Raw genomic sequence first — 20,483 nt, 5'->3', positions numbered from 1 at the left:
GAAAAAGCCCGCGACGGGTCTAAATGTGCACTGAGTGCAAATTTGCAAGAGGTGAAATAATTTGAAGGTTTCGAAGCCCGCCAGGACAACCGCCAAGCCATTGTCGCCGCAAGGAAAATCACCCGCGGCGCCCGGCCTGCGCGCGCGCAAGCAGCAGCAGACGCGTGAGCGGCTGAAGCGGGCGGCGATGGCGCTGTTCCTGGAACGCGGCTTCGAGGCCACGACCATCGACGACATCGCGACCAAGGCGGACATGTCGCGCCGCAGCTTCTTCCATTATTTCGCCTCCAAGGAGGACGTGGTCGCCGCCTGGCAGGAGGATGCCGCGGCCGCGCTGGTCGCCGAGATCCTCGCGCGGCCCGCGGACGAAACCATGCTGACGGCGGCGGAGAATGCGATCGCGGCGGCAGTCAAACGGATCGATCCGGCCGAGGCGGCGGCAATGTCGCGGCTCAAGCGCGACAATCCGGCGCTCCACGCGCGCGACCAGCTCAAATACGAAAAGCTCGAGCAGGCGCTGGCGGAAGGACTTGCCCAGCGCTCCGGCCGCAAATCGGACCAGCTGAAGGCGCGGCTCGTCGCGATGATCTCGACCGGCGCGATGCGCGTCGGTGGCGAGAGCTGGATCGGCGAAGGTGCGCGCGAAAAGCCGGAGGCGTTCGTGAAGCGCACCTTCGATGCGATCAGGGCGATATTGAAGTGAGGGTTTTTCCCCTCACTCCTTGAAAAACGCCAGCAGGTCCGCGTTGATCGTCTCGGCGTGCGTGGTCGGCATGCCGTGCGGAAAGCCCTTGTAGGTCTTCAGCGTGCCGTTCTTCAGCAGCTTGGCCGACAGCGGGCCGGCGTCGGCGTAAGGTACGATCTGGTCGTCCTCGCTGTGCATCACCAGCACCGGCACGTCGATCTTTTTCAGATCCTCGGTGAAATCGGTCTGCGAGAACGCGACGATGCCGTCGTAATGCGCCTTGGCGCCGCCCATCATGCCTTGCCGCCACCAGTTCTGGATCACGGCTTCGGAGGGTTTCGCGTCCGGACGGTTGTAGTTGTAGAACGGGCCGGCGGCGACGTCGCGATAGAATTGCGAACGGCCGGCAGCGAGCGCCACCTGGAAATCGTCGAACACCTTCTTCGGCAGGCCGCCGGGATTGGCGGCGGTCTGCACCATCAGCGGCGGTACCGCGGAAATGATTGCGGCCTTCGTCACCCGGCTCTCGCCATGGCGGGCGATGTAATGCACGACTTCACCGCCGCCGGTGGAATGGCCAACGTGAATGGCGTTCTTCAGATCGAGATGCGCCGTTACCGCTGCGAGGTCGTCGGCATAATGATCCATGTCGTGGCCGTCGGACACTTGGGTGGAGCGGCCATGACCGCGACGGTCATGGGCGATGACACGGTAGCCGCGGGTGACGAAGAACATCATCTGCGCGTCCCAATCGTCGGATGACAGCGGCCAGCCATGGCTGAATACGATCGGCTGGCCCGAGCCCCAATCCTTGAAAAAGATCTCGACGCCGTCTTTGGTGGTGATGGTGGGCATGAATGGCTCCTTCAGTGAGAATCAATCCGGGGCTCGCAACAACGCGAGCCGGCAACACGCAGATGGTTGTGCGATATCACGAGGTCGATGCCGCGCACCGACCTGATCGTGCGTTCAAGCAAACGTCATCGGCTTGTAGCGGCGCCAGGCACCGATGGTCAGCACGACGAAGAACACCAGCACGACGCCCTGCACCACGGCGAAGACGGGGCCGCCCGGCGGCGCCGGTGGCACGGCGGGTGCGAGCGCGGCAAGCGCCGGCACCTTGAGGAACGACTGGATCACCAGCACGAAGACGTTGAAATAGAGCGAGATCATCGCAGTGACGATATAGACCGGACGCCAAGCACCTTTGAGCTTCATGCCGTAGAGCGCGATGCAGGCGATCGCGAGCAGCACCAGCGAGATGCCGGCGATGATGTAAGAGGGCAGCAGCTCCTTGAACGGAAACAGGAAGCCCGTCGCATTGGTCAGGATCGTGAACAGCAGAAAGATCGCGGTGAGGCCCGGCATCGGCTTCGACCCGAGCAGGCCGAACATCACGACGAGGCCGGCAACGATTGCGATCAGGCTGATGATGACATGGACCAACGTGAAGGCGGGCAAACTCAATCCAAGGACCATGACATCTCTCCTATTCTCGGCGCTGAGATCAGGAGGTTGATATTACGGTCCTCATCGGATTGCCACATGCTCCCGCATCACAGATGCGCGTGCAGCCATGCGTCGTCGTGCGAATCGGCAAACGCATGGCTGATTTTTTTGCATCGCTGTCAAAAATGACAGCAGGCTTTCGACGAAAGTTGAATCGTTGCTCACACTTCCTTGGTGTCGAAGATCAGCAGATCGGCGCCGCCGCTGGCGAATTTCGGCACGTCAGCGCCGGTCGCCTTGCCTGCTTCGCTGCCGAATGCCGCCTGGATGTCGGCCACGCTGTCGAAGGTGAGAATGGCGACGAGATGGATTCCGGAAGGGCCGGCGGGAGAGGCGACCGGTCCCTTGCTAACGGCGTATTTTTTCAGGCCGGGAAGTTTCTTGGCGAGCGGAATGTGCGTCTCGGCATAGTACTTGTCGAAGGCCTCAACATCCTTTGGCGTTTTGTAAAGCACGACGATTTCAGCCATTTAGTCCTCCCTTGTGGATCTTTGTTCTTCGCCCATGATTGGCCTCGCGATGAGGCGATAGTCCGTGGGACACGGCAAGATGGCAAGCCTCATTTGACTTGCCGTCCGCTTGTCTTGTCCTTGACTAAAGCGCCGGTTTTGCGGCGTCGCCGAGATAGCCGTGCAGGGAGGCCACCACCTGCGCGCCTTCGCCGATGGCGCCGCCGACGCGCTTGACCGAGCCGGAGCGGACGTCGCCGACGGCGTAGACGCCGGGTACGGAGGTCTCGAGCGGCGCCACCAGACGACCCTGGTTCTGCTCGGACTGCGCGCCTGTCACGACGAAGCCGCCGCGATCGAGCGTGACGCCGCAACCGTCGAGCCAGTTGGTGGCGGGATCGGCGCCGACGAACAGAAAGAGATTGTGGATGTCGGCAACCTCCTCGTCGCTCGACAGCCGGCTCCTCAGGCGGATGCGCCGCAGCAGCGACGCCTCGTCGCCTTCGAGCGCAGAGATCTCGGTGTTGAACAGCAGTTCGATGTTCGGCGTCGCCTCGATGCGCTCGATGAGATAGCGCGACATGCTGGCCCCTAAGCCGCCGCCGCGGATGATCATCAGCACCTTCTTGGCGTGCCCCGAGAGGAACACGGCCGCCTGGCCTGCCGAATTGCCGGCGCCGACCAGAGCCACATCCTCGCCGGCGCACAGCTTCGCCTCCACGGGCGAGGCCCAATACCAGACACCGCGCCCTTCGAACTTGTCGAGGTTCTCGATCTCCGGCCGGCGATAACGCGCGCCGCTCGCGACCACGACCGCGCGAGAGCGCAGCGGATCGCTGCCGTCGAGCGCCACGGAAAACGCACCGTCCTTGCGCGTGCAGTCGAGCGACTTCACGGTGACAGGGATCATGATATCCGCACCGAATTTCTGCGCCTGGTTGAAAGCGCGCGCGGTCAATGCCTGGCCGGAAATGCCGGTCGGAAAGCCCAGATAATTTTCGATGCGGGCGCTGGCGCCGGCCTGGCCGCCGAAGGCGCGGGTGTCGAGCACCGCGACAGAAAGGCCTTCCGAGGCTGCATACACCGCGGTGGCGAGCCCGGCCGGTCCGGAGCCGACGATCGCGACGTCGTAGATGCGGTCGTTGCGCGGGCCGCCGATCATGCCGATCGCGCGCGCAAGCTCGGTCTCATTGGGGTTGCGCAGCACCGCACCATCAGAGGCGACGACCAGCGGCCAGTCTTCGGGCTTGGGCGAATAGCGCGCGATCACCTCGGCGGCGTCGCGGTCGCGCTCGGGATCGAGCAGATGATGCGGCTGACCGTTGCGGGTGAGGAAACCCTGCAAGCGGACGACGCCGGCCGAATGCGAGGGACCGATCAGCACCACACCGCCGACGCCGGCCTGAAGCAGATTGACCCGGCGCAGAATCAGCGCGCGCATGATGCGCTCGCCGAGCTCGGCCTCGGCGACCAGCAGCGCGCGCAGCCGCTCCGGCGGCAACAGCAAGGTCTCGACTTCGCCTTCGGCACGGCCGTCGACCAGCGCTGGGCGACCGGAGAGCTGGCTGAGCTCGGCCAGGAATTGTCCCGGCCCCTGGTCGATCAACGGCGTCACGTTGCCGAGACCGTCGCGCTGGGTCATGGCGACATGGCCCTTCAGCACGACGAACATGCCCGGCCCCGGCTTGCCGGTCTCGAACAGCAACTCGCCGTCGGCATAGAAGCGGACCTCGCCGAAATGCCGCATCCGCGCGATCTCGGCGGATGTCAGTGTCGGAAAGGTCTGCTCAGGGCGGGTGAACCGCGACATCTGCGCGTCACTATCGGTCCGTTGCGATTCGTCCTGCGCCATTGCCACGTCCATGCACTCCAAAAACTTCCAGCCGCCGGATTTCAGCCGCTGGTCTTGCCGGCGGTCCCCTCATTTAGGGAACCATTGTCATTCTGCGAGGGCTCGGTGGTTGCGGCGCGTTCGCGCGCCTGCACCTTCCGCCGCTTCAGGTTTTCGCGCAGCGCCGATTTCAGGCGGTCGTCCCGGGACGTCCGCTCCTGTCTCGCGCTCTTGTCGTTCTCGTCAGCCATCACGCGGTCCATTACAGCGATCCGCAATAACATGCCCGAGGAATAAGGCAGCTCAAGAGGCCCGCGCGAACGGATCGTGCGAAACTCGAAATGGACCGAATCCCGGATGTAAGCCAACTGGCCAGTTGGCGGGGGATATCAGGACCAAAATCCGTAGAAAGTCGGTCGTTTCGCGCCAAATCAGGCATTTCGGGCCTGATATCGTCCCGATTTTCTCGTTTTGACCTGCCTTGCAAGCTTGCACAGGAGGGGGGCTTGTGTCAGATATCGGCCCGCTTGGTGGGCGCCCTTGGCGGCCGATTCTTGTCCCAGCACCTGCTGCCGTAGCTCAGTGGTAGAGCACTCCATTGGTAATGGAGAGGTCGACAGTTCAATCCTGTCTGGCAGCACCATTCTCTGCTTCACATCACGCAGATCAGCGTTCTCGCGGCACCGGACGCCCGAGTTTTGCTGTTTTCCGCCGCCCTCTTCCGGGAAGAGGGCGACGGTTCTCGCGAGATCAAGTTCCGCTCAAGCTCAGCTAGAAGCCGAAGCCGATGCCGCCGGCTGCCAGATGGTGCGACGTCCCGCCGAAGCTGGTCATCCACGGGCTGGTCGGAGCATGAGCGGGATAGGCGGTGGAGCCAAAAACCTGATTGACGTCGCCGACATACAAATAGCGGTACTCGCCAAAGAGGTAAGCGCCGCTGTCGCCGAGGGCGAAACGCGCGCCAGCCTTTGCCTGTGCCGCAAAGGTCCAGGCTGAGGAGTCGGGACGCGAGTTGAAATGGTTGATGCCAGGCTCGGCCGGGTCGGTCTGGGTGGAGGTGGCGCCGTTGATGGAGACGTTGGCGCCCCCGATCCCGCCGCCGATATAGGGCGTGATGCTCTTATAGGGCGTGTTGAAACCGACAACCATATTCGCCAGAAGCACCGTGGTGCGGGTCGGGAAGGTATCGTCGAAGGTGTGTTCGGGAAGCCGGTCCGTGGGGTTCACCAACGTCGCACGCGGCTGGTTGCCTGCGAGATAAAAACCCTCGATCTCCAGGGCAGGCCGCACATACGCGCCATACGACCATTCATAACCGAGATGCGCGCCGCCGAACCCGACGCTGCCGCTGCTGGTTCGCCCCTTGGCATCGACGGCCATAGGGCCTCCGACGATCTCGGGGAAAAAGGCGGTGCCGAACTGGCTGACGTCGGTCCCGCCGCGACTGCCCCCGCCACCGAAAACGCCGACATAGGCACCGCCACTACGCGCCGGCACGACTGCAGGCCCCTTGTTGTACATCGCATAGGCCTGCGCGGGCGGGGTTAAAGCCACCGTCTCCTTCACGGCGTCACGTCCGGCGAGCCTGGCTGTCGGTGCAGCCGCCTCGCGCGGAGTGGCGGCGCGCCGCTCCTGTTTTGTCTGCTTCAATTCAGCGCGCAGCTCGGAAATGGTCTGCTGCTGCGCTTTCAGCATGCGAAACAGTTCGGCGTTGGATGGAACGTCCTCGGCATGGGCGGCGCCCGCCGTCATCAAGCCCGCAGCCACGATAAAACATTTACGCGCTGTCATTTTATGCCCCTCCCCCTGGTTGCAAATCATCTGCTGACACTATGGAACCTGGTCGCGAGAGCTCAAAGCTATCGCGTTGACGCAGGCGATCGTTTCCGGCGCGTAAGTCGGAGATTTCCAGCGCGTGTGGGTTTTGGGCGACACGCGCTACTATCTCCATCAAGACTGCCTGGCAGCACGATTCTCAGATCACGCATGAAGCAGCGTTCTCGCGGCTCGAAACGCCCGAGTTTTGCTTCCGTCCATCACCCTCTTCCTTGAAGAGGGCGCAGGGAAGACCGGGTGCCGGCTGGCACCCCTCGTCCGCTGCGCGAAGACTTTGCACACGCAAATGCGCAGGCGGAAAACAGGTGGGCCGGAAAACACCCGGCCTTCCCTGCGCGATGGGTTGACGGCTTATGCGCGCTCTCCCCGGAGCCGAGTTCCTTTTGGCCTCCGTCACCTCGCGAATTGGCGATACCTCAAGACCCGGTTGAGCCTGGAAGCACCTCCGCAAGGCTTGACCGTAGCAACGACGGTCAGGACCACGCGCTTTCACCGTACGCAGCTGGCGCCGTCCGTTCCGCACGGAGCAGGACCTCACGAGGTTCATCTCGCCCTGGTCCCGCCTCACCGTGCCCGGCGCTGCCGCGTCCACCGCACCCCGACCCACGTTCGACACGACGTACGATCGCCCCTCTCCCTGGGTCGGGATGGCGGGATAGTGCCGCAAATCCGAATTTCGGTAAAGTGGAATATTTTTGTGAGAGAGGGTTGACGGGGGTTTGGGGGAGGCGGGTGTTTTGCCCGACGGGTCGCGATTGGACCGCGCAGGTAAGGTTAATTCTTCCTTTCGATTGTCGGTAAAATTTTATCTATTATCGTCTGTGCCGTGGACGATGAAATCAGAGGCTCCGATAGTGTTTGCTTGTTGCCTGATCGTGACTGGGATTGCGTTGTTTCTGTCCGGCATAGTTGCCTTCGGCTTTCATAGAAACTCGCTGCACTCGATGGCGTTGCTGTAGCCGCATCAGCGATGCCTGCTCGCAAGATTGGTGGAGCGGAGCGAAACCCATCAAGGCCTTGCTCGGTGGCGAAACATGATGGGTTTCGCAGGTGCTCAACCCATCCTACGCGCCTGGAGCCGATGTTCGCACGTCCCTCAATCTGCGATTTCGAGACTGGCCTCGACGTTCTCGCCTGTCCGGGCAAGTCGACGCATTCGGATCTCTTCCATCGCTGACGAAAGGTCGCAGATCAGCTCCTTAAGCTCCGGCGCAAGCTGCGCCGTATTAACGACCCTGATGATGTAAGGCGGCTTGAGGGCATTCATGCCTCCCCCGAAAATTGAGTCCAGGAAAGCAGCGGCGATGTCGCCATGCCATTCCGGCGCTCCTATTGCATCCTTAAGGGCTGATCGAAAATCGGAAGCACTTTTCCAATCGCCGGCATCGAGTTCTATTGTGACAATGGTCATCTACCCATCCTACGAAGAATCAATTGTCGTCATCCACCTGATGCCCGGTGAAGCGATCGTCGGCGCGGCGCAGGCGGCGGCATAGCTCGCGATTGATGTTCTGCAGGACGATCACATAGGCGTGGACGTCGGCCTTGTAGCAGGCGTAGAGATTTTGGGCCGTCAGCTCGTACAGCACGGTCGGGCTCTCCGCGACCACGGTGGCGGAGCGGTTTTGCATCTCGATCAGCGTCATCTCGCCGAAGAAATCGCCGGGCTGTAGAACGGAGATCGGAATGACGCTCCCCGCATTCGCCCGTTTGCTCACCGCCAGCCGGCCCGACTTGACGATGAACATCGAGCGTCCCGGCTCGCCTTCCGTCACGACGGTTACGCCGGTATCGAAGCGGCACTCGACCAGCATCGACGTCAGGAGGTCGAGACCTCGGTCCGTAAGGCCGCCGAAGAACGGCGTCGCGAGCAGGAACGCTTTCAGATCGGGGGCACTGACAACCATCGGGCGAAGATACGCGCCGCCGCCACCTGCGGCAAGCAGAGCACTCACCGGCGCAGACGATGCCCGACGTGCTTGAGAAGTGCCGTAGCCCGGATGGAGCACAAGCATAATCCGGGCTACGAGCTCTCGCCGCGCAGCGTTCGCTTTCGCCAGAGGTCAACCATGAGCTTGATGGTCGCCGCGAGCACGGCTGCGCAAAGCGCCGCCTTCGAGATGGTCTCCATCGTCCCCTCGATCAGCAGGCAATGGACCACGCTGCCTGCGACGATGACGATCGCGAGGGGGATATGGACGAGGCGCCAGGTTCGTAGGCGCAGTCCCAATCGCCGGCGGAGGAGTGCCAGAAGCGCGACTGCGAGGATCGCCCACATGGCGGTCACGCCAAAGGGGGAGAACGGCGTCGGCGATGCGAAGGTCAAGGCGTCGATCATGTCGGGCGGACTGGTGATCCAGAGGCCGGCGACATGGATCACCACCGCCAGGGCGAGCGCGCCTCCGATCCAGTGATGGGCGCGCCGTCCGCGATAGGCCGACAGGCCCGGCAGATATCCGCCGATCAGCAAGGGCTGAACCAGCACGAGACCGAGCGCGATGATCCCTGCGAAGCCGGCGAGGATGTAGACCGGGCCGCGCCATGCGAGTTGCTCGTTTCCCGCAGCGAACGCAATCGGCACGCCAATGGCAGTCGCAAGGACGACCCAGATCAGGGTCGCCTTGGCTGATTTCCACTCCTTCATTCGCAATCCGGTCAGGCCGGCTGAAGCACGAAGTGCGCCTCGAGGCTGGTTTCCTTGGCGCTCCGCATCACCGGCCGCAGGAAGACGGTTTTGAAGTCACCGCTGTCATAGGCGAGGTGACCATGCGGCTGGCCGAAGATCGGAATGATCTGCGGCATCTCGAGCCGGAACGCGCCGTCCTTGTCGGTGAGCGTGGCGCCGTGGCTCTGCGGCTCATGCTCCTGGCCTTCGGTGGTGTGCGCCCAGATCTGAATGCGCTGCCCGGCGAGCGGAGCCCCGTCGCCGGCGCGGCGCACGGTGCCGCTCATCCAGAAGCCACCCTTGCCGATCCGTTCCACGACCGGCGCGCCCTTGCGGTAATTATTCGCCCCGCCCGACATCGTTTCGGTCGGCGCGAGGCCGTCCGCGCGGGCCGGCAACAGCAGTCCCGAAACGCCGGCTGTCAAAACTCCGGTTGCGAGGACGGACCCGCCGGCGGCGAGGAGGCTGCGGCGGTTGAGTACGACCATGGTCATGTCAAATCCTCCTGGCGAGCATCAGCTGGCGTACGGTTATTTCTCGCGCCCCGGACGCGCGATCGCCGTGTGGTGACTCCGCTCAAGTTACAACAATACGCGCGGAACGCCCAGTTGAGAGAGAGGGCGCGACAGGTCGGAATAACGCTGTTGTGAACGGGCTCCTCGACAAGCTTCGGGGGATGGGTCAAGTGACGTGTCCGCCGTAGCAGACAGATCCAAAGGCGGAGGTAAACTCCATCAGCGCGGCGACAAGACATGATGGGTCTCGCAAGCACGCTACCCGTCCTACGCGTTCTGCAGTAGCTTCCGGCGGCAGGAGAAATGGGGGACGTGACAATGAAGCGAATGCTGACGATAGCCGCGCTGTCTGTTGTCGCCGGTCAAATCGCCGCGGAAGCCGGTGACGCAAAGGTCTACCCCAACGGCCCGCGCGAGTTGATCGGCAGTTACGGCAACAGCCCCGCGCAATGCCAGTCCTACCACCGCAAGGCCGATAACTTCACCTCGTTCAGTGCGACCAGCTACGAGTTCTGCGGTGGCTCCATGTGCGGCGCCACCATCGTGTCGCACCAGAAGCTGAAGGACGGATACATCCTCAATCTCAGGAGTCCCGGCAATCGGTCGGGCTGGCATACGAAAGTCAAGCTGCTCGACGAGGGTGCCGTTGAAATCACGTCACTGGCCAGGCACGATCCGCCGGAGACACTGGCCCGATGCACGAAGTCCGATGCAATTGCCGGGATCGGATTGCGGCCGAACGAAGACCCCACTGCAAACAACTCATTGAGGCCCGTTTTCACGGCTTATTACGCGCTTGCCGTTCCCGGCAAATGCGCTGGCGTCGAGGCGAACACACAGGCTGCGGAAACGATCATCGCGGCGGGACGATCGTCGTGGACCGAATTTTTGCGCAAAGGGCCAAGTGCACAACACGCAACGCCAGAGGGAATTGCGCAAGACCTCGCGCTGGAAAAGGGAGATGCCGAATATGCAGTGCGGGCCGATGCCGCCGAGATTCCTGCGTTTTGCAGCGAGGTTCTCAACGTGTTCGGGGAGGGCGGCCGTGTCCAGCCGGGCCTGCTGAAAGATCCGCGCGGGAAAACGTAACCGCCTGCAACGCCTCGCAAGGGTTCGAGCCATGGGGCTCGTATCAAGCCCGGCACGGCGATTTTGAATGGCATCGTTGCACCGACATTTGGGCGACCGTGCCACGCTAACATTCGGGCTGGACGCCACTACATGTGAAGCTCCGGCGTATATCGCCTTCCACCCGGTATCCCCAACATGATCCCCTTCTCCGTGCTCGACCTCGCTCCCATCCGCAGGGGTGGCGATGCGGCGCAGGCGTTCCGCAATTCGCTCGATCTCGCCCGGCATGCGGAGACATGGGGCTTCAAGCGGTTCTGGCTCGCCGAGCATCACAACATGACGGGCATCGCGAGTGCTGCGACCTCGGTGGTGATCGGGCATATCGCGGGCGGGACGAAGACGATCCGCGTCGGCTCCGGCGGGATCATGCTGCCGAACCACTCGCCGCTGGTGATCGCCGAGCAGTTCGGCACGCTGGAATCGCTCTATCCCGGCCGCATCGATCTCGGGCTTGGCCGCGCGCCGGGCACCGACCAGTTCACGGCGCGGGCGCTGCGGCGTGACCTCGCAACGAGCTCCGAGAATTTTCCGCAGGACGTGCTGGAGTTGCAGGCCCTCCTTGGCGATGTGCAGCCGAACCAGGCGATCCGCGCCGTGCCGGGCATGGGAACCAAGGTGCCGCTCTGGATCCTCGGCTCCAGCATGTTCGGCGCACAGCTTGCGGCCATGCTGGGCTTGCCTTTCGCCTTCGCCTCGCATTTCGCGCCGCAGATGATGATGCCGGCGCTGCGCGAATATCGCGCGCGCTTCGAGCCCTCGGCGCAGCTCGACAAGCCCTATGCAATGGTCGGCGTCAACGTGTTCGCCGCGGACAGCGACACCGAGGCGCAACGGATGTTCTCCTCGTTGCAGCAGCAGTTCATCAATCTGCGCCGCGGCACGCCCGGCCCCTTGCCGCCGCCGGTCGACGACATGGACGCGCTGTGGTCGCCGGCGGAAAAAGCCATGGTTGGCCAGTCGCTGTCCTGCTCCGCGGTCGGCTCGCCTGAAGTGGTCGCGGACAAGCTGAAAGCGCTGATCGCCGAGACCGGCGCGGATGAGCTGATGACGACGGGGCAGATCTACGACCACGCCGCGCGGCTGCGCTCGTTCGAGATCGCGGCCGGGGTGCGGGACCGGCTGGCAAAGCAGCCGGCGGCGTGAGCGCGATGTAGCGCACCGCGCTCGTGGCGAGCGTCGATCCCTCTAATCCGGAAAGCCAAACAGCTTCGCCGGATTGTGCACCAAAATCTTCTCCAGCTCGGCTTGATCAGGCGCGTAGCGGTACATCAGTTCGAGCAGGTCGGCGTCGTTCGGCGGCTGCTTGACGGAGACCGGATGCGGCCAGTCGCTGGCCCAGACGCAGCGGTCGATCGCGGCCTCGATATAGGTGCGCGCGATCGGGATCACGTCGTCGTAGGGCGGGCCGACCTTCGAGGTCTTCTCGCCGAGTGACAACATGACCCAGAAATTGCCCTTGGTGAGCAGCTCCAGCATCTTGCGCAAGTTCGGATCGTTCTTGCCGGCTTCCGGATCGGGGCGCGCCATGTGGTCGATCAGCACGGGAACGTCGAGATTCTCATACTTGGCGACGCTGGAGACGATGCCGTCCTTCTCCGGCTGGATTTTGACGTACCAGCCGAGTTCGCGGATGCGCGCGATGGCGCGGGCGAAATCCGCATCCGACAGCACGGCGCCCAGTTCCTGTCGAAAACTAAAGCGCGCGCCGCGCACGCCGGCATCGTGCAGCTTGGCCAGATAGGAATCGTTCGCCTCCGCGAACACCAGCGCGTTGGCACAGCCGCGATAGTTCGGGCCCATCGCGGCGAGGCCGTCGAGCACGACGGAATGGTCGGCGCCGTAGGTCGTGGTCTGCACGATGATGCCGCGCTCGATACCGAGCGTCTTGTGCACGCGCAACGCCGCTTCCCAGGTCGCGCTCGGCATCCGGTAGGCCGCACCGGGACGCTCGGGATATTTGTCGATGGGACCCAGCACGTGAAACTGGCTGTCGACGGTTTTTGGCGGCGGCGCCTTGACCGGACGGCGCGGGTTGGGATCGAACGGCAGATAGGTCGGCATGCAAGGTGCTCCTTCAGTCGATCATTGCGGTGAAATCGCACTGCACCAGCGCGCCGCCATCCATGTTGTCCATCGGCAGCGCGTGGCGCGCCGGGCGCGAATGCTCGTCCGGAAACATTTTTAGCCACTCGACATTGACGGGTGCGCGCTGCGTGCGGTCCTTCAGCCACACCGTCATCTTGATGATGTCGTCCGTGGTGCCGCCGGCGGCCTCAACGGTCGCCTTCATATGCGCGAACATGTTGGCGCATTGCGCGTCCAGGCTCTCGGGCATCGCGCCGACCGCGTCGCGGCCGAGGATGACGCCTGACATCACGAGATTGCCGATGCGGCAGGCGTTCGGAATCGGGTTGGCGTGCTTGAAGCCGCCGATATGGATGCTCTTGCGCCGCGATTGACCGGTCATGATGCGCTCCCTCTCATGTGTTGGTTCAGACGAACTGGCAGGACACCGAGCCGAACGTGCCGTAGTCGGCATGGAACGTGTCGCCACGGCGGATATCGACCGGACGCGTAAACGATCCCGCCAACACGACCTCGCCAGCCCTGAGATATTCGTCATGCGGCGCGAGGCGGTTGGCGAGCCAGGCGATGCCGTTGGCGGGGTGATTGAGCACGCCGGCGGCAAGCCCGGTCTCCTCGACCTCGCCGTTGCGGAACAGCAGCGCCCCGATCCAGCGCATATCGGCGTCCATCGGGCGGAACGGCCGGCCGCCGAGCACCAGCGCGGCGTTCGCTGCGTTGTCCGAGATCGTGTCCATGACTTTTCGCGCCTTGCCCGTTTCCGGGTCGACGCGATGCATGCGCGTCTCCAGGATTTCGAGCGCGGGCGTGACGTAGTCGGTGGCGTTGAGCACGTCGAAGATGGTGCAATCGGGCCCGCGCAGCGGCGCCTTCAGCACGAAGGCGAGCTCGACCTCAATGCGGGGCGCGTGGAAGCGGTCGAAGGGAATCGGCGTAGCGTCGGCATAGAACATGTCGGCGAACAGAACGCCGTAATCGGGCTCGGAGATGCCGACTGCGTTTTGCATCGCCTTCGAGGTCAGACCGATCTTGTGGCCCTTGATGATTCGGCCGCGGCCGAGCTGGAGCTTGGTCCAGGCGCGCTGAACCGCGTAGGCATCCTCGATGCTGAAATCGGGATAGTCCTTCGTGAACATCGTGATCAGCGTTTTGGTGCGCTCGGCCTCGTCCAGGCGCGCGGCAAGGCGTTCGATCGTGGCGGCATCCAGCATGGCTTAACTCTCCGCGGCGACGACGTTGCGGAGCACGCCGATGCGGCTGGACTCGACCTCGACGACGTCGCCGACCTTGAGCCAGCGCGGCGGATCGAAGCGCACGCCCGCCCCCGTCGGCGTCCCCGTGACGATCATGTCGCCGGGCTTCAGCGTGGCGAAGGTGGAGAGATAGGAGATCAGATAGTCGAACGGAAACATCAGCCGCTCGGTCGTGTCCTGCTGCCGCACCTCGCCATTGACGCGCGTGGTGATGTCGTGGGGACCACGCGGGTCGAGTTCGTCAGCCGTGACGATCCACGGGCCGATGCTGCCGGAGCGATCGAAGTTCTTGCCCTGCGTGACGTTGAACTTGCCGTGGCGCAGCCAGTCGCGGATCGTGCCTTCGTTGCACAGCGTCATGCCGAAGATGTGCGACCAGGCCTTTTCGCGCGGAATGTGGCGGCCGCCATGGCCGATCACGATGACGAGCTCGCCTTCGTAGTCGAGCTGTTCGGAGACCTTGGGCTTCTCCAGCGTCTGGCCGGAGCCTGTCATCGACGACATGCTGCGCACGAACAGGCTCGGATATTTTGGCAGGTCCGAGCTATCCTTATATTCGGCATTGCGCTCGGCGTAGTTGACGCCGATGCACCAGAGCTTCTCGGGCGCCAGCACCGGCGGCAGCAGGACCAGCTTGTCCAGCGCGTAGTCAGGATTTTGTCCGGCGACCACTTCCTGCGCCTCGGCGAGCGCGTTGGCCGCGATCAGCGCCTTGACGTCGGAATAGTCGCGGCCGATCCGCTTGGTCAGATCGACGACACCGCCTTCAACGGCAGCGCCATAGCGCGGCTCTCCGTCCAGGAGATAGCTTACGAGTCGCATTGTCGTTCTCCAATGGTCTCGAGGCGCGGCCGGGGCCGCGCGCTCAATCTTTCGATTTGGGAGTCTGGAACACGGTGTTCAGCGTCACGATCTCGCCGAGGCTGGCGTAGCGGGGGCCGCCGATGCGCGCGATCGGGTCGAGCGCCTTGGTCTCCACCTTGCCGTCGTTCACGAGGCCGTCGCGCAGATGGAACATCACGACCTCGCCGACGATCAGCCGGCTGCGGGCGTCGCCGAATTCGAGACACTGGCGGAAGCGGCATTCCATCGCGACGGGTGCAACGCTGAGCCTGGGCACCTTGATGCGCTCGCTCGCAATCGTCTCCAGGCCCAGCTCTGCGACCTCGCTGACTTCAGCTGGATGCTCGACCGAGCTGTCGTGCACCGCCTTCATCAGCGGGGTATCGGCGATGTGGATCACATATTCCTCGGTATCGAGGATGTTGTGCGCGGTGTCCTTGTAGTCGGCACCCTTGCGGCCGACGCTGATGGCGAGCATCGGCGGCTTCTGCGAGACGAAGGTGAAGGCGCTGAAGGGCGCGAGGTTGAGCACGCCCTTGCGCGACAGGCTCGTCACCCAGGCGATCGGACGCGGCACCACGATGCCGGTCATCAGGCGATAGATGCGCTCCGCGCCGAGCTCGGTGGGGTCAATCCGCATCGATCAATCCGCCTTGATGTTGGCCTTGCGCACGACCGGAATCCACTTGGCGTCCTCGCGCTCGAGATAAGCCTTGAATTCATCCGGCGTCATCGGCGTCGCTTCACCGCCGAGCTTCTCGAACCTGTCGACCACGGCGGGGTCCTTCAGGATCGCGACCAGCGTCTCGTGCAGCTTGTCGACGATCGGCGCCGGCGTGCCCGCGGGCGCGAACAGGCCGGTAAAAGTCTGGCCGTCAAAATCCTTGTAGCCGAGCTCGATGAAAGTCGGGACATCAGGCAGCGACTTCAGGCGATGCTGGCTCGTCACCGCGAGTGCACGGAACAGTCCGGCCTTGATGTGCTGGAGGCTGACCGTGAGCTGGTCGAATGCGAACTGGACCTGGCCGCCGAGCAGGTCGTTGATGGCAGGCGCGTTGCCGCGGTAGTGCGCGGTGACCCATTGCAGGCCGAGATTCTCCTGCATCAGTTCGCTGAGCAGATGGTTGGTGGTTCCGGGGCCGGGCGAGGCCATCGTCAGCTTGCCGGGATCGCGCTTGGCGAGTTCGACGAATTCCTTGAATGTATTGGCCTGCACGGAGGGATGCACCTCGAGCACCAGCGGCGTCATCGAGATGGTCGTAATGGGAAGGAAATCCTTCTTCCAATTATAGGCATCGCGTTTGTTGATCTCGGTCGCGAACAGCACCGGGCCGTTGGCACCGACGAACAGCGTGTAGCCGTCGGGCGCCGATTTCGCGAAGGCCTCGCCCGCGATCATGCCGCCGGCGCCGGCCTTGTTCTCGATGATGAAGGGCTGGCCGAGCTTTTCCTGGAGCTTGTCGGCGACGATCCGCGCCGCGCTGTCGACATTGCCGCCGGCAGGATAAGGCACGATCAGCTTGACGCTGCGCGCCGGCCATTGCTGGGCCGATGCGGGCTCCGCCAGCATCGCAGTGACAGCAGCTATGGCAATCGCGATTAATCTCATGTTAACCTCCCGGCGGCGCTTCCAATTCACTTCGAACGCCTTGACGTTGCGCATGGCGCTCGATCGCCGCGCAATCTCCAGATGCGCGCTTTACCTGTCGAGCGAATTGTGGCGTTCTTGTCCATATTATGGACAAACGACTTTCACCGAAATCCGTCCGCAACGCAATGGAACCGCGACAGGGCGCGCAGGCCATCCGGCGCGCGCTGGCGGTGCTGCGTATTCTTGCCGCAGGCCGCGAGGACGGTGTGCCATTGGCCGAGGTCGTGCGCGCGACCGGCCTCACCCGTCCGACCGTGCATCGCATCATCCACGTGCTGATCGAGGAAGGCATCGTCGAGCGGCACGACAAAACCGGCCGCTACGCGATCGGCAACCAGGTGCCGGAGCTGGCACTGGCGCGGCCGAGACCTTCGCGGCTGCTGGTCGCCGCCAATCCGTCGCTGCGGCGCGCGTCGGCCGAGATCGGCGACACACTCTTCCTGACGATGCGGACCGGCCACGACACGCTGTGCGTCGATCGGAGAATCGGAATCTATCCGATCCAGGTGCTGTCGATCGAGGTCGGCGCGCGCCGGCCGCTCGGCGTCTCCAGCGCGGGCGTCGCCATCCTCGCCGCCATGCCGGCGCAGGACGCGCGAAAAATCGTCGCAGCCAATGAGAAGCGGTTCGCGGCCTACCAAACCGACGCCGCGACGGTGCTCGGCCAGGTCACCGCGGCGCGGAAGCGGGGATATAATATGAGAGAGATCGGCCTCGTGCAGGGCACGAAGTCGATCTCGACCTGGATCAAGACGCCGGATGGCCAGCCGGCCGCGGCCATGACCGTCTCCGCCGTTCGGACGAGGCTCGGCCCCCGCCGCGAGCAGGAGGTCGCGGAGATTTTGCTGCGCGAGGCGCAGATCATCGAGCAGGCGATCGGCGGCTAAGGCACAGACGGTGCTGTCAATGGCTGACTTCGCGCGCCATTTTATGGCACAAGAGCCGCCATCACCGACCGACCAACGAGGCCAAGCATGCCCGCGCCGAAACCGCCTGCCTTCGAGACCCTGAGCCTGCATGCGGGCCAGCATCCGGATCCCGCGACCGGCGCCCGCGCGGTGCCGATCTACCAGACCACATCCTATGTGTTCCAGGACTCCGATCACGCGGCCGCACTGTTCAATCTGGAACGTGCCGGCCACATCTATACGCGTATCTCCAACCCGACCACCGGCGTGCTGGAGGAACGGCTCGCGGCGCTGGAAGGCGGCGTCGGCGCGATCTGCACCGCGAGCGGCATGGCCGCGCTACATCTCGCCATCGCGACGCTGCTCAACGCCGGCGACCATATCGTGGCGTCGAGCTCGCTCTATGGCGGCACCATCAATTTGCTGGCGCACACGCTGCCGCGCTTCGGCATCACGACGACGTTTGTAAAGCCGCGCGACCACGACGCGTTGCGTGCCGCGATCAAGCCAAACACGAAACTGATGATCGGCGAGACCATCGGAAATCCCGGATTGGAGGTGCTCGACATCCCCAAGGTCGCGGCGATCGCGCATGACGCAAAAATTCCGCTGCTGATCGACAACACCTTTGCCACGCCCTATCTCAGCCGTCCGATCGAGCTTGGGGCAGACATCGTCATGCATTCGGCGACCAAATGGATCGGCGGCCACGGCATCGCGATCGGCGGCGCCATCGTCGACAGCGGCCGCTTCGACTGGCGCACGTCCGGCAAGTTCGGCGTGCTGACCGAGCCTTATGGCGGCTATCACGGCATCGTGTTTGACGAGCAGTTCGGAACCGCCGCCTTCATCATGCGTGCGCGCACCGAAGGCCTGCGCGATTTCGGCGCCTGCCTGTCGCCGACCAACGCGTTCCAACTGCTTCAGGGCGTCGAGACGCTGGGCGTACGCATGGACCGTCACATGCAGAACACGCATCTCGTGCTGGAGGCCCTGAAGACCAACAAGGCCGTCGACTGGGTGCTGCATCCCTCGCTGGAGGGTCACGCTGACTATCAGCTCGCAAAGCAACTGCTGCCGCGCGGCGCCGGCTCGATCGTCTCCTTCGGCATCAAGGGCGGTCGGCCCGCGGGGCGCAAGTTCATCGAATCGCTGCGCATGATCAGCCATCTCGCCAATGTCGGCGACGCCAAGACGCTGGTGATCCACCCGGCGTCGACCACGCATCAGCAGATGGATGCCGAGCAGCTTAGGGACGCCGGCATCGGCGAGGAGCTGGTACGGCTCTCGGTCGGCATCGAGACGGCAAGCGACATCATCGACGATCTCGCGCAGGCGCTGCGCATCTCGCAGAAGGTCTGACGCCATGAAGCTTTCCGTCAACGGCACTGATGTGTTTGTCGCAACTGGCGGCCGCGACTTCGACAAGTCCCTGCCCACCATGGTCTTCCTCCATGGTGCCGGGTTCGATCGTTCGACCTGGGCGCTGCATACGCGCTGGTTCGCCCATCACGGCTTTGGCGTGCTGGCGCCTGATTTGCCCGGCCACGGCCGCTCGTCCGGGCCTTCGCTGTCAACTATTGCGGAGATGGCCGACTGGACCGCAGCACTGCTCGCTGCGGCCAACGTGGCGAAGGCCCATCTGATCGGCCATTCCATGGGATCGCTGATCTCGCTGGAGACGGCGGCGCGGCACCCCGACAAAGTCTCGGCACTGAGCCTGATCGGCACTGCCGCGACCATGACGGTCGGTCCCGACCTGCTGAAGGCGGCCGAAGCCAACGAGCAGGATGCAAACGACATGGTGTCGATCTGGGGCCTCGGCTTCAACGCCGAGCTCGGCGGCAGCCTCGCACCGGGCCTGTGGATGCATGGCGGCGCGCAGGCCGTGCTTCAAGCTTGCGAGCCGGGCGTCCTGTTCAGGGATTTGTCCGCCTGCAATGCTTACGCGAACGCACTCACCGCTGCCGCGAGCGTGAAGGTGCCTGTTACCCTCATCCTCGGCGAGCGCGACATGATGACACCGGTGAAAGCCGGCAAGGCACTCGCAGCCGCGATCCCGCATGCGAAGACCGTCGTGGTGCCGGGCGCCGGCCACATGATCATGGCCGAGCGCCCGGACGAGTTGCTGGTGGCGCTGAGAGGTTAGGGATTGCTCAGGAGCCCGGCGTCCACTTCCAGACAATGTCGGAGACGTTGACCGGCTTGGGGATCAGACCGAGCTTGGCAAAGCGGTCGGCGACAGCCTGTTGAGTCCTGATCACCTCCGCATCCAGCGGCACCACGCGGTAGTTGGAACGGTTGACGAAACGCCTGATCGCCTCGATATCGACGCCGGTCGCCTCGGCCTGCGCTTTCGAAACATCCTCATGATGTGAGTCCGCCCACAGGCCTTCAGACGCGAAGGTCGTGTTGAGCTTTCCGACCTGCGACGGGTATTTCTCCACGAAATCCGTGTTGGCGATGTAGTAAGCGTTCGGCTTGTGCACATCCTTGTCGAAGACTAGGACGCGGGCGCCCTCCTTCAATTCGGCGAGCGCCAGATAAGGATCCCAGATCGACCAGGCATCGACCGAGCCCTTCACGAAGGCCGCCGTCGCGTCCGCCGGCGCGAGCGGCGCCGGCGTGATGTCGGACCAGGACAGGCCGGCCTTCTCGAGCGCAGCGACGAGGAGATTGTGCGCGCTCGATCCCTTGCCGAAGGCGACGCGCTTGCCCTTGAGATCCGCCAGCGTCTTGATGGGTGAATCCTTCGGCACGACGATCGCCTGGGTGTTGCCTTCGGACTTCACCGCCGCGACGTATTTGATCTTTGCGCCGCCGGCCTGCGCGAAGATCGGCGGGGTGTCGCCGACGAAGCCGAAATCGACGCTACCGACATTGATGGCCTCCAGCAGCGGCGGACCGAACTGGAAGTCGATCCATCTGATCTCGATGCCGAGCGGCTTGAACGCATTCTCGAGTGTCTGGCGCTGGCGCACCGCCGGGAAGAAGCCGCCCTTCTGGGTGCCGATGCGGATCTCCGCCGGCTTGTCCTCGGCATGCACGGGTGCGGCAAGGGCCGTCGCCATCAGAAGCGTCGCTGCGAGCATTTGGCGTCTGGTGATCATATCGTGGTCCTC

At 63.7% G+C, this 20,483-nt stretch carries 23 protein-coding genes and 1 tRNA gene; 7 read left to right on the top strand and 17 right to left on the bottom strand.

Features of this window, described 5'->3' with window-relative positions:
* The first annotated feature begins 61 nt into the window (after positions 1-61).
* A complete protein-coding gene (locus tag BMW89_RS13850) occupies positions 62-703 on the top strand; it encodes a TetR/AcrR family transcriptional regulator (RefSeq protein ID WP_092027121.1) in 642 nt (213 codons plus the stop codon).
* Between the two features lie 12 nt (positions 704-715).
* Here the strand turns inward: BMW89_RS13850 and BMW89_RS13845 are convergent, their stop codons facing one another.
* The 5 genes from BMW89_RS13845 to BMW89_RS13825 form a co-directional block, all read right to left on the bottom strand.
* On the bottom strand, positions 716-1,540 hold the full coding sequence (locus BMW89_RS13845; protein ID WP_092027119.1) for an alpha/beta fold hydrolase: 825 nt from the start codon (positions 1,538-1,540) through the stop codon (positions 716-718).
* A gap of 114 nt (positions 1,541-1,654) precedes the next feature.
* Positions 1,655-2,164 (bottom strand): hypothetical protein, encoded by a 510-nt coding sequence (locus tag BMW89_RS13840; protein WP_092027117.1) that lies wholly within the window; start codon positions 2,162-2,164, stop codon positions 1,655-1,657.
* Between the two features lie 191 nt (positions 2,165-2,355).
* Complete coding sequence (locus BMW89_RS13835) at positions 2,356-2,664, bottom strand: EthD family reductase (protein ID WP_092027115.1); 309 nt, start codon at positions 2,662-2,664, stop codon at positions 2,356-2,358.
* 124 nt (positions 2,665-2,788) lie between these two features.
* Positions 2,789-4,495: an FAD-dependent oxidoreductase gene (locus BMW89_RS13830; RefSeq protein WP_092027336.1), complete on the bottom strand. Its 1,707-nt coding sequence runs from the start codon at positions 4,493-4,495 to the stop codon at positions 2,789-2,791.
* 41 nt (positions 4,496-4,536) lie between these two features.
* Complete coding sequence (locus BMW89_RS13825; RefSeq protein WP_092027338.1) at positions 4,537-4,725, bottom strand: hypothetical protein; 189 nt, start codon at positions 4,723-4,725, stop codon at positions 4,537-4,539.
* A 317-nt stretch (positions 4,726-5,042) separates the two neighbouring features.
* Here BMW89_RS13825 and BMW89_RS13820 point away from each other — a divergent pair.
* Positions 5,043-5,117, top strand: a tRNA-Thr gene (locus BMW89_RS13820).
* A 128-nt stretch (positions 5,118-5,245) separates the two neighbouring features.
* On the opposite strand, the gene BMW89_RS13815 is transcribed toward BMW89_RS13820, so the two are convergent.
* From BMW89_RS13815 to BMW89_RS13790, 5 genes are all read right to left on the bottom strand, one after another.
* The gene (locus tag BMW89_RS13815; protein WP_092027334.1) at positions 5,246-6,226 is read right to left on the bottom strand and encodes an outer membrane protein; all 981 of its coding nucleotides are present in this window, start codon (positions 6,224-6,226) and stop codon (positions 5,246-5,248) included.
* Positions 6,227-7,406: 1,180 nt separating this feature from the next.
* Positions 7,407-7,721 (bottom strand): hypothetical protein, encoded by a 315-nt coding sequence (locus tag BMW89_RS13805; RefSeq protein WP_092027113.1) that lies wholly within the window; start codon positions 7,719-7,721, stop codon positions 7,407-7,409.
* A gap of 19 nt (positions 7,722-7,740) precedes the next feature.
* Positions 7,741-8,217: a cyclic nucleotide-binding domain-containing protein gene (locus tag BMW89_RS13800; protein WP_092027111.1), complete on the bottom strand. Its 477-nt coding sequence runs from the start codon at positions 8,215-8,217 to the stop codon at positions 7,741-7,743.
* 116 nt (positions 8,218-8,333) lie between these two features.
* Positions 8,334-8,954, bottom strand: a complete 621-nt coding sequence (locus BMW89_RS13795) for a ferric reductase-like transmembrane domain-containing protein (RefSeq protein ID WP_092027109.1) — start codon at positions 8,952-8,954, stop codon at positions 8,334-8,336.
* 11 nt (positions 8,955-8,965) lie between these two features.
* Positions 8,966-9,469 carry a peptidase associated/transthyretin-like domain-containing protein gene (locus BMW89_RS13790; protein ID WP_092027107.1) on the bottom strand — a complete coding sequence of 168 codons (504 nt, stop codon included), beginning with the start codon at positions 9,467-9,469 and terminating at the stop codon, positions 8,966-8,968.
* Positions 9,470-9,808: 339 nt separating this feature from the next.
* On the opposite strand from BMW89_RS13790, the gene BMW89_RS13785 reads away from it, so the two are divergent.
* Together BMW89_RS13785 and BMW89_RS13780 are read left to right on the top strand one after the other, a co-directional pair.
* Positions 9,809-10,579, top strand: coding sequence for a hypothetical protein (locus BMW89_RS13785; protein ID WP_092027105.1), 771 nt, complete (start codon positions 9,809-9,811; stop codon positions 10,577-10,579).
* Between the two features lie 177 nt (positions 10,580-10,756).
* A complete protein-coding gene (locus BMW89_RS13780; RefSeq protein ID WP_092027103.1) occupies positions 10,757-11,764 on the top strand; it encodes an LLM class flavin-dependent oxidoreductase in 1,008 nt (335 codons plus the stop codon).
* Between the two features lie 42 nt (positions 11,765-11,806).
* Here the strand turns inward: BMW89_RS13780 and BMW89_RS13775 are convergent, their stop codons facing one another.
* Genes BMW89_RS13775 through BMW89_RS13750 form a run of 6 tightly spaced genes read right to left on the bottom strand, consistent with a single transcriptional unit; the run spans position 11,807 to position 16,411 of the window.
* A complete protein-coding gene (locus BMW89_RS13775) occupies positions 11,807-12,682 on the bottom strand; it encodes an amidohydrolase family protein (RefSeq protein WP_092027101.1) in 876 nt (291 codons plus the stop codon).
* A 13-nt stretch (positions 12,683-12,695) separates the two neighbouring features.
* The gene (locus BMW89_RS13770) at positions 12,696-13,088 is read right to left on the bottom strand and encodes a RidA family protein (protein WP_092027099.1); all 393 of its coding nucleotides are present in this window, start codon (positions 13,086-13,088) and stop codon (positions 12,696-12,698) included.
* Positions 13,089-13,113: 25 nt separating this feature from the next.
* On the bottom strand, positions 13,114-13,917 hold the full coding sequence (hpaH, locus tag BMW89_RS13765) for a 2-oxo-hept-4-ene-1,7-dioate hydratase (protein ID WP_092027098.1): 804 nt from the start codon (positions 13,915-13,917) through the stop codon (positions 13,114-13,116).
* 3 nt (positions 13,918-13,920) lie between these two features.
* Positions 13,921-14,781: a fumarylacetoacetate hydrolase family protein gene (locus tag BMW89_RS13760; protein ID WP_092027096.1), complete on the bottom strand. Its 861-nt coding sequence runs from the start codon at positions 14,779-14,781 to the stop codon at positions 13,921-13,923.
* A gap of 43 nt (positions 14,782-14,824) precedes the next feature.
* Positions 14,825-15,442 (bottom strand): flavin reductase family protein, encoded by a 618-nt coding sequence (locus tag BMW89_RS13755; RefSeq protein WP_092027094.1) that lies wholly within the window; start codon positions 15,440-15,442, stop codon positions 14,825-14,827.
* A 3-nt stretch (positions 15,443-15,445) separates the two neighbouring features.
* Positions 15,446-16,411 carry a Bug family tripartite tricarboxylate transporter substrate binding protein gene (locus tag BMW89_RS13750; RefSeq protein WP_177196037.1) on the bottom strand — a complete coding sequence of 322 codons (966 nt, stop codon included), beginning with the start codon at positions 16,409-16,411 and terminating at the stop codon, positions 15,446-15,448.
* A gap of 128 nt (positions 16,412-16,539) precedes the next feature.
* On the opposite strand from BMW89_RS13750, the gene BMW89_RS13745 reads away from it, so the two are divergent.
* From BMW89_RS13745 to BMW89_RS13735, 3 genes are all read left to right on the top strand, one after another.
* The gene (locus BMW89_RS13745; protein ID WP_092027090.1) at positions 16,540-17,340 is read left to right on the top strand and encodes an IclR family transcriptional regulator; all 801 of its coding nucleotides are present in this window, start codon (positions 16,540-16,542) and stop codon (positions 17,338-17,340) included.
* 87 nt (positions 17,341-17,427) lie between these two features.
* Positions 17,428-18,723, top strand: coding sequence for an O-acetylhomoserine aminocarboxypropyltransferase (locus BMW89_RS13740; RefSeq protein WP_092027088.1), 1,296 nt, complete (start codon positions 17,428-17,430; stop codon positions 18,721-18,723).
* Between the two features lie 4 nt (positions 18,724-18,727).
* Positions 18,728-19,510 (top strand): alpha/beta fold hydrolase, encoded by a 783-nt coding sequence (locus BMW89_RS13735; RefSeq protein ID WP_092027086.1) that lies wholly within the window; start codon positions 18,728-18,730, stop codon positions 19,508-19,510.
* A 7-nt stretch (positions 19,511-19,517) separates the two neighbouring features.
* On the opposite strand, the gene BMW89_RS13730 is transcribed toward BMW89_RS13735, so the two are convergent.
* Positions 19,518-20,471: an aliphatic sulfonate ABC transporter substrate-binding protein gene (locus BMW89_RS13730; protein ID WP_092027084.1), complete on the bottom strand. Its 954-nt coding sequence runs from the start codon at positions 20,469-20,471 to the stop codon at positions 19,518-19,520.
* Between the last annotated feature and the right edge of the window lie 12 nt (positions 20,472-20,483).

It is taken from the genome of Bradyrhizobium sp. OK095, from assembly GCF_900109945.1.
In the GTDB taxonomy this organism is placed as follows: domain Bacteria; phylum Pseudomonadota; class Alphaproteobacteria; order Rhizobiales; family Xanthobacteraceae; genus Bradyrhizobium.
This window is presented reverse-complemented; position numbering and strand designations above follow the sequence as displayed.

Excerpts from the sequence above, each read along its gene's own strand:
- BMW89_RS13750 (WP_177196037.1), bottom strand. The coding sequence starts at position 16,411 with ATGAGATTAATCGCGATTGCCATAGCTGCTGTCACTGCGATGCTGGCG.
- BMW89_RS13780 (WP_092027103.1), top strand. The coding sequence starts at position 10,757 with ATGATCCCCTTCTCCGTGCTCGACCTCGCTCCCATCCGCAGGGGTGGC.
- BMW89_RS13745 (WP_092027090.1), top strand. The coding sequence starts at position 16,540 with ATGGACAAACGACTTTCACCGAAATCCGTCCGCAACGCAATGGAACCG.
- BMW89_RS13805 (WP_092027113.1), bottom strand. The coding sequence starts at position 7,721 with ATGACCATTGTCACAATAGAACTCGATGCCGGCGATTGGAAAAGTGCT.
- BMW89_RS13840 (WP_092027117.1), bottom strand. The coding sequence starts at position 2,164 with ATGGTCCTTGGATTGAGTTTGCCCGCCTTCACGTTGGTCCATGTCATC.
- BMW89_RS13775 (WP_092027101.1), bottom strand. The coding sequence starts at position 12,682 with ATGCCGACCTATCTGCCGTTCGATCCCAACCCGCGCCGTCCGGTCAAG.
- BMW89_RS13740 (WP_092027088.1), top strand. The coding sequence starts at position 17,428 with ATGCCCGCGCCGAAACCGCCTGCCTTCGAGACCCTGAGCCTGCATGCG.
- BMW89_RS13755 (WP_092027094.1), bottom strand. The coding sequence starts at position 15,442 with ATGCGGATTGACCCCACCGAGCTCGGCGCGGAGCGCATCTATCGCCTG.
- BMW89_RS13795 (WP_092027109.1), bottom strand. The coding sequence starts at position 8,954 with ATGAAGGAGTGGAAATCAGCCAAGGCGACCCTGATCTGGGTCGTCCTT.
- BMW89_RS13785 (WP_092027105.1), top strand. The coding sequence starts at position 9,809 with ATGAAGCGAATGCTGACGATAGCCGCGCTGTCTGTTGTCGCCGGTCAA.
- hpaH (WP_092027098.1), bottom strand. The coding sequence starts at position 13,917 with ATGCTGGATGCCGCCACGATCGAACGCCTTGCCGCGCGCCTGGACGAG.
- BMW89_RS13790 (WP_092027107.1), bottom strand. The coding sequence starts at position 9,469 with ATGACCATGGTCGTACTCAACCGCCGCAGCCTCCTCGCCGCCGGCGGG.
- BMW89_RS13770 (WP_092027099.1), bottom strand. The coding sequence starts at position 13,088 with ATGACCGGTCAATCGCGGCGCAAGAGCATCCATATCGGCGGCTTCAAG.
- BMW89_RS13845 (WP_092027119.1), bottom strand. The coding sequence starts at position 1,540 with ATGCCCACCATCACCACCAAAGACGGCGTCGAGATCTTTTTCAAGGAT.
- BMW89_RS13835 (WP_092027115.1), bottom strand. The coding sequence starts at position 2,664 with ATGGCTGAAATCGTCGTGCTTTACAAAACGCCAAAGGATGTTGAGGCC.
- BMW89_RS13760 (WP_092027096.1), bottom strand. The coding sequence starts at position 14,781 with ATGCGACTCGTAAGCTATCTCCTGGACGGAGAGCCGCGCTATGGCGCT.
- BMW89_RS13830 (WP_092027336.1), bottom strand. The coding sequence starts at position 4,495 with ATGGCGCAGGACGAATCGCAACGGACCGATAGTGACGCGCAGATGTCG.
- BMW89_RS13825 (WP_092027338.1), bottom strand. The coding sequence starts at position 4,725 with ATGGCTGACGAGAACGACAAGAGCGCGAGACAGGAGCGGACGTCCCGG.
- BMW89_RS13800 (WP_092027111.1), bottom strand. The coding sequence starts at position 8,217 with ATGGTTGTCAGTGCCCCCGATCTGAAAGCGTTCCTGCTCGCGACGCCG.
- BMW89_RS13730 (WP_092027084.1), bottom strand. The coding sequence starts at position 20,471 with ATGATCACCAGACGCCAAATGCTCGCAGCGACGCTTCTGATGGCGACG.
- BMW89_RS13815 (WP_092027334.1), bottom strand. The coding sequence starts at position 6,226 with ATGACGGCGGGCGCCGCCCATGCCGAGGACGTTCCATCCAACGCCGAA.
- BMW89_RS13735 (WP_092027086.1), top strand. The coding sequence starts at position 18,728 with ATGAAGCTTTCCGTCAACGGCACTGATGTGTTTGTCGCAACTGGCGGC.